Here is a 6,563-nt window from a genome sequence, read left to right as displayed (position 1 = left end):
GAGCCGCGCGGCCGGACCGGACCGCGACGGGGGACTCGGACTCCACGACCGGTCACGGGCCGCGCCCCTGGGAGCGGACGGCCGGCGCGGGTCCGGGCCCGGCTCCGACCCCCCGGACCCCATCGGTGGTCACCGCCGATGGGGTCCCGCTCCTGCGTGCCGTGAGCCGCGCGGGATCCGCGGACCGCACGGGCACGGGAAGCCGGAGGGACTAGCGCACCGCCTGAGGCCGGTAGCGGCGGTACAGCATCGCCCCGCCCAGCACCAGCGCCGAGGCGCCGATCACCGTGGGCACCGTCGCGTCCGCGCCGGTCTCCGCGAGGCCGGCCGTGGTCGGCTCCGTGGCACGCGGGGGCACCGGCTTCGGCGCGGGCAGGGTCTTGGGCGGGGCCGGCGCCGGCTCCTCCGGGCGGACCGGGTCACCGTTGTTCTCGGACGTGTTGCCGACGGAGGGGTTGCCGACGCCGACGACGTTCACGCTGTTGCCCGTGACGTTCACCGGCAGATCGACCGGCAGCTGCACCCCGTTGCCGGAGAGCACCCCGGGTGAATCCTTTCCGCTGCCCACGGCGGACGCTCCCCCGCCCGAAGCGGCCCCCGAGCTGGGGCCCGCCTTCGCGGCACCGCCGGTGTTGGCGCAGCTGTTACCGGCGGCGGGGTTCAGGAGCCCCACCACGTTCACGGTGTTGCCGCACACGTTCACCGGGACGTGCACCGGGAGCTGGATGGTGTTGCCGGAGATCAACCCCGGCGAGCCGACCGCGGCTCCGTCGGCCGCGGAGTCCGCGTGCGCCGGAAACGTCACAGCCAGCGCGCCGGACGCGGCGGCGACGGCGAACACACCGTTTCGGGTAACCCGTTTCATGGGGTCCCTGCCTTCCAGACGTGGTCGCGGGCACTCACCCGCACCGGATAAAACGCGGGTGAACCATCCGAGTTATGGCTTATCCGCCTTTCACCCCACCGAGTGACAGGTTTGTCGAACTGGCAGTAAAGCCGACCGAACCCCTCCACACAGTCCGTAACGGATCGTACCGGGCGTGTGAGCCGAACAGGTGAGGACGGTCCCTCACGTCGCCCCGGCCCCGGAGGCGGCCCCCGCGAGGGCCGCTTATCGTGAGCGAGGGCGCCGTTCACCGGTCCTCTGCGGGGCCCCTTGGAGGCATCGATGCTGGCCAAGCCGTCACCGCGGCGCGCGGTACGACGCCACTCGGTCGCCGGGGCCATCGGCCTGGCGATGCTGGGCGCCGGTGTGCCGGCGACGGCCGCGGACGATCCGCAGCCCGACCTGACCCGGTTCTACCGGCAGAAGGCCGTGTGGAAGAAGTGCGAGGGCGGGACGGTCCCCCGCGACCTGCAGTGCGCGAAGGTCACCGTCCCGCTGGACTACGCCCGGCCGGACGCCGGAACGCTCGACCTGGCGCTGGCCCGGTACCGGGCCAGCGGCCACAAGCGCGGTTCGCTGCTGCTGAACTTCGGCGGTCCCGGCGGCCCGGGCGTCAGCGAACTCGCGCACAGCCGTGAGGACTTCATGGGCCTGACCGACGGCTACGACGTCATGAGCTTCGATCCGCGCGGCGTCGGCCGCTCCTCCCCGGTCAGTTGCGGGGACAGCCCCTACGCCGGCGCGGAGGTCACGGCCGGGACCGACGAGACGCTGCGTGATCCGAACGCGGTGCTGCGGCAGTTGAAGAAGGCGGCCGACGAGTGCGCCAAGCACTCCGGGCCCGTGCTGCCGCACATAGGGACGATCAACGTCTCCCGGGACATGGACGTCATACGCCAGGCCGTCGGCGACGACAGGCTCAACTTCCTCGGCTTCTCCTACGGATCGCGTCTCGGCGCGGTGTACGCGGCCCAGTTCCCCGACAAGGTCGGCAGGATGGTGCTCGACGGCGTGGACACGCTGACGGAGTCCCTCGCCGAGCAGGGCGTGGCGGGCGCCTCAGGTCAGCAGACCGCGCTGGACGACTTCGTCGACTGGTGCGTGAAGGACGTCGCGTGCCCGTTCGGCCAGGACGCGCGCGGGGCGCGCGAGGAGGTCGTACGCCTGGTCCGGTCGATGGACGAGGACCCGGTCCCGACCGCGTTCAGCGGCGAGTTCACCGGCCAGGACCTGGTCGGCGCGCTCAGCCAGGGGCTCTACAGCAGGGAGATGTGGCCGTCGCTGGAGCGTGCCCTGGCCTCGCTGGTCGAAGACGGGGACACCACGCGCCTGGAGACGTTCGCCACCGGTGGGCTCGCGCCGGGAACACGGCAGGGGCGCCAGGAGGACTCGCCGTCCGCCGACGGCGGGCTCGTGGACCAGGAGAACGTTCCCCTGGACAACCTTCCGGCCGCGTTGATGGCGGTCAACTGCGCCGACGACCCCGACCGCCCCACGGCCCGGCAGATCACCGGGAGCCTCGGGCGGCTGCGGGCCGCGTACGAGGCGGCGTCCCCGGTCTTCGGCCCGTTCCGCCTCACCCAGGTCCTGCTGTGCTACGGCCGCCCCAAGGGCACCGACTTCATCCGGGACGAGGTCAAGGACGTCGACGGCCCCGAGATGCTCCTGGTGGGCACGCGGGGCGACCCGGCGACGCCGTACCGCTGGGCCGTGCAGACGGCGAAGCGACTGGGGCCGTCGGCCGTGCTGCTCGACAACAAGGGCGAGGGCCACACCGGTTACATGTCCTCGAAGTGCGTGCACGCCAAGGTCGACGACTTCCTGCTGTACGGCACCCTGCCGCCCAGCGGCAGCTCCTGCGGTTCCGGGAGCGGCGAGGGAGCCTCTCGATGAGGATCGTCCCGCACCGAATGCCCGAGACGTGAATCGGTCCTATGGTGCTGTCATGGAGCACGCACTCAGTCCCACGACCCTGTCCGAGCTGCGCCGCCCGCGTCCCTACCCGGCGGTGTCCGTGCTGACGCCGACGCACCGCAGGGAGCCGTACAACGCGCAGGACCGGGTCCGGCTGCGCAATGTGGTGGCCGAGGCCAAGAAGCAGCTGGAGACCGATCCCGCGGTGTCCCGGGAGCGGCGCGCCGATGTGGCGGCCCAGCTCGACCAGGCGCTCGGCGAGATCGATCTGACCCACTCCGAGGACGGCCTGGTGATCTTCGCCGCCCCGGGTGAGCACCAGGTGTGGTCGCTGGCCCGTACCGTGCCCGAGCGGGTGGTGCTCTCCGACACCTTCCTCACCCGCAACCTCGTCTCCGCCCAGGTGTCCGAGCGGCCGTTCTGGGTGCTGTCGGTCTCGGCCGACCGTGCCACCCTCTGGAACGGCGGCGGGGGCCGCGTCGTCGAGGAGCGCGGCGGCGGCTTCCCGCTGTCCCGCAGCCCGGAGAACTTCGACCCCGAACGCCTGGAACGGGTCGGAGACACGCCGAGCACGTTCCGCGACGAGGGCACCCGTCATTTCCTGCGCGAGGCGGACACGGCGATCGGAGCGGTCCTGAGGGACCGCCCGCGGCCGCTGTACGTGACCGGTGAGCAGGCCGCGCTGTCCTGCCTCGCCGAGGTCGGGGACGTTGCGCGAGGGGCCCTGCACATCGCCCACGGCGGTCTGGCGCAGGGCACACCGGACGCCGTGTGGCAGGCGGTGGGCGCGATCGTCGAGGCCGAGGACCTGAGGACCGTCGACACCGTGACCAGGCAACTCGAATCGGCCCGCGGGCGCAAGGAGTTCGCGGCCGGTGTGGACGAGGTCTGGCAGAACGCCCGGGACGCCCGGGTGCGGCTGCTCGCCGTCGAGGAGAACTACCGCGTGACCGTGCGCGACGACGGCGACCATCTCGTGCCGGCCGCCGGTGACGATCTCGACGCCCGCGAGGACATCGTGGACGAGATCGTGGAGCAGTGCCTGGAGACGGGCGCCGACGTCCTCTTCGTCCCGGACGGGACCCTGGGCGACGCCGCCGGGATCGCAGGGGTACTGCGCTACTGACGGCGCCCACGCCCTTGCGCCTACGCTGCGCCCCCGGTCCTGCGTGAACTCCCCCGACGGCCCGGTCGATCCGCAGTCCACGGTTCGTGCTGTCCGAGACGGCGGGCGGCGCGCTGGTCGACGTCGAGGTGTTCGTGAACCGCGGCTCCGGCTACCGCGTCACGGCGGAGGGCGGCGCCCGCGAGGAGGTGCGCAGGACCACCTCGTGCGGGTCGCGGACGCCTACGACCGCCAGGCGCAGGCATGGGTCGACGCCACCCGGCGGGGCCGGGTCACCCGGCCCGAGTGCCTGGGGCGGGTACGCGGCCTCCGCCGTGGCAGAGGCCGGGGGCGGGGCACTGGAGGACGGCGGCCGGTTGACCGTCGGCCGCGCCCGGCGCTGTGCGCGGGCCGGGACGGCTGACCAGCGGCGGAGCCGCGGCTCCTGGTCAGACCCCGTCGAACAGGCTGCTCAGTCCCCGCTCGACGGCACCGGCGACGTCCTCCTGGCCGGCCGCGACGACCGCGTACGTGCGCAGCAGGAAGCGGCGCAGCGCCGAGGTGTCGAACTGCAGCAGCGCCAGCCCGCGGGGCGAGTGCAGCTCCAGCACGGTGAGGGCCCGCCCGCACGGCCAGATGTGCACGTCTCCGCCACCGGCCGGGCCACGCACCCCGTCCTGGAGCAGGGTCCGGGCGAAGCTCCAGCTCAGCGCCTCGCCGTCGAGGCAGGACTCGGGCGGGAAGTCGAAGTGCACCGCGAGGGGGTCGGTGGACAGGTAGCGGAGGGTGACGGGGACCGGGACCTCCCGCTCCTCCGCCGTGATCAGCCGGGCTGGGGCGGGCTGCTGGAGGGTGATGTCCATACGTCGGTCTCCACTGCGGCGAGAGGGCGGCCGGTTCCATGCCGGTTCTCTTACGAGCGCGTCACCCCCTCTCACGTACACCCTGGAACACCTATGCGACGAACAACCGTGTGAGCGCGATCCAGGGAGCCCGACAACCCGTCAATTCACGTACGGGTTCTACGACTTGCTCGCCCGGAGACGTAGGCTCCGACTACGCCGCGAGCACTCCGTGAAGACACTGGCATATGCCAGAAGCACCACCGGATCGTGTGTTGCCAAATCCCTTACGGGGCGTCGCGGGCTGTGCGACAGTCGTAACGGTCCCACCGCCAGCCTTGTCGTACCGTTCCCGCATCGGAGTGCGTCATGCCGTCCCACCTCTCCGCGGACCACCCAGCCGCCCCGCCGCCGGGACGCGGTTCCGTCGAAGCGCTGATATCGCAGACGCGACGACTCAAGGGCGACATGGACGCCGTGCGGCGGGACGCGCACGGTGACGGCTCGGATCCGCGGGACCGTTGGCAGCGCGCACTCTACGACCTCGCGCTGCACCAACTCAACGACCTCGACGAGCATCTGGCCCAGCTCCGCGACGGGCCGCCCCCGGTCACCGAAGCCACGCCGGCGCCCGCCGCCCGTGGCGAGTCGCTGCTCAGCCGGGTCGGCAGCGCGGAGTGGAACCTGCTGACGGACCACGCCAGTTGGTCCGTCGAGCTGTACGAGATCCTCGGACGCGCCCCCTCCGCCTCCCCGCTCACCCTGGACGAGCTGCCCTCCCTCGTGCTCGACGCGGACCGGCCGCGGCTGACGTCGATGGTCACCAACTGCCTGGTCGACGCCAAGCGCATCGACGGCGAGTTCCGGATCGTACGGCCGGACGGCGAGGTGCGGTCCGTGCACATGATGGGCGAGCCCGTGCTCGGCTCCGACGGCAGCACCGCCTCGATGTGGGCGGTGCTGCGCGACGTCAGCGAACTGCGGCGCAGCCAGCTGGCGGTGAGCGAGACCCATGACTCGCTCCAGCGCCCGCCGGACGTCGCAGGGACCGCGCACGGGCCGGCGGTCGAGCCGCGGGAGGCCGTGCCGCCGCCGTGGCACGACTCCCTGCGGCTCCCGCGCCCCAGGGGCCCGCACGGCCTGGACCTGGCGGCCGGACGGCTGCCCGCGTCGCCCGGCGAGCCGACCGGTGGCCAGTGGTACGACGCGCTCGAACTGCCCGGAGGCGAGACGCTGCTGAGCGTCGGCGACCTCACCGGCCACGGCGGCGGTGCGGCCTCGGGCTCGGCGATGCTGCTCGGCGCCGTACGCGGCATGGCGATGGCGGGCACCCGCCCCGGCGAGCTGCTGGCGCTGCTGAACGAACTGCTGGACACGACCGTCGAGCCGGCCCTGGGCAGCGCCGTCTGCTGCCGCTACCGGCCCGGGACCCGCGACCTGGTCTGGGCACAAGCCGGACACCCCGCCCCGCTGCTCTTCCGCGACGGGACGGGGCGCGACCTGCACGCACCGGGCGGCGTCCTGCTCGGCGCGACCTCGGGTGCCGCCTACGGCGAGGCCGAGGAGCCCCTTGAGGAGGGCGATCTGGTCCTGCTCTACACCGACGGCCTGGTACCCGGGAGCAGCGGGACGGACGCCGCGCAGCGCCTCACCGGGCTGGCCCCACGGTTCGCGGAGGCACGGTCCGCACAGGACTGTGTCCGGATGGTCGTGGAGGAGTTCGGCGAGACCGGACGGCAGGACGACGCCTGCGTCCTGATCGCCAGGGTCATGTCCGCCCGGGTCACGTCATAGAGAATCAGGGCAGGGGAGCGTG

The 6,563-nt window shown here is 72.8% G+C and carries 5 protein-coding genes and 1 pseudogene; 4 read left to right on the top strand and 2 right to left on the bottom strand.

Features of this window, described 5'->3' with window-relative positions:
- Positions 1-211 precede the first annotated feature (211 nt).
- Positions 212-841 carry a chaplin gene (locus tag ACWCPM_RS24975; RefSeq protein WP_450978487.1) on the bottom strand — a complete coding sequence of 210 codons (630 nt, stop codon included), beginning with the start codon at positions 839-841 and terminating at the stop codon, positions 212-214.
- Positions 842-1,168: 327 nt separating this feature from the next.
- Between ACWCPM_RS24975 and ACWCPM_RS24970 the strand changes: the two genes are divergently transcribed.
- The 3 genes and pseudogenes from ACWCPM_RS24970 to ACWCPM_RS24960 all read left to right on the top strand — a co-directional run.
- Complete coding sequence (locus ACWCPM_RS24970; RefSeq protein ID WP_450978486.1) at positions 1,169-2,779, top strand: alpha/beta hydrolase; 1,611 nt, start codon at positions 1,169-1,171, stop codon at positions 2,777-2,779.
- Positions 2,780-2,831: 52 nt separating this feature from the next.
- Positions 2,832-3,926 (top strand): baeRF3 domain-containing protein, encoded by a 1,095-nt coding sequence (locus tag ACWCPM_RS24965; protein WP_450978485.1) that lies wholly within the window; start codon positions 2,832-2,834, stop codon positions 3,924-3,926.
- A 25-nt stretch (positions 3,927-3,951) separates the two neighbouring features.
- Positions 3,952-4,306 (top strand): annotated as a pseudogene (locus ACWCPM_RS24960) (inositol 2-dehydrogenase); the annotation flags it as partial.
- 48 nt (positions 4,307-4,354) lie between these two features.
- On the opposite strand, the gene ACWCPM_RS24955 reads toward ACWCPM_RS24960, so the two are convergent.
- Positions 4,355-4,768: an SsgA family sporulation/cell division regulator gene (locus ACWCPM_RS24955; RefSeq protein WP_450978484.1), complete on the bottom strand. Its 414-nt coding sequence runs from the start codon at positions 4,766-4,768 to the stop codon at positions 4,355-4,357.
- A 348-nt stretch (positions 4,769-5,116) separates the two neighbouring features.
- Here ACWCPM_RS24955 and ACWCPM_RS24950 point away from each other — a divergent pair, with 348 nt between their 5' ends.
- Positions 5,117-6,541, top strand: coding sequence for a SpoIIE family protein phosphatase (locus tag ACWCPM_RS24950; protein ID WP_450978483.1), 1,425 nt, complete (start codon positions 5,117-5,119; stop codon positions 6,539-6,541).
- The last annotated feature ends 22 nt before the right edge of the window (positions 6,542-6,563 follow it).

It is taken from the genome of Streptomyces sp. NPDC002309 (assembly GCF_053593375.1).
The sequence above is the reverse complement of the archived record's forward strand: the minus strand, read 5'-3'. Positions and strand labels throughout refer to the sequence as shown.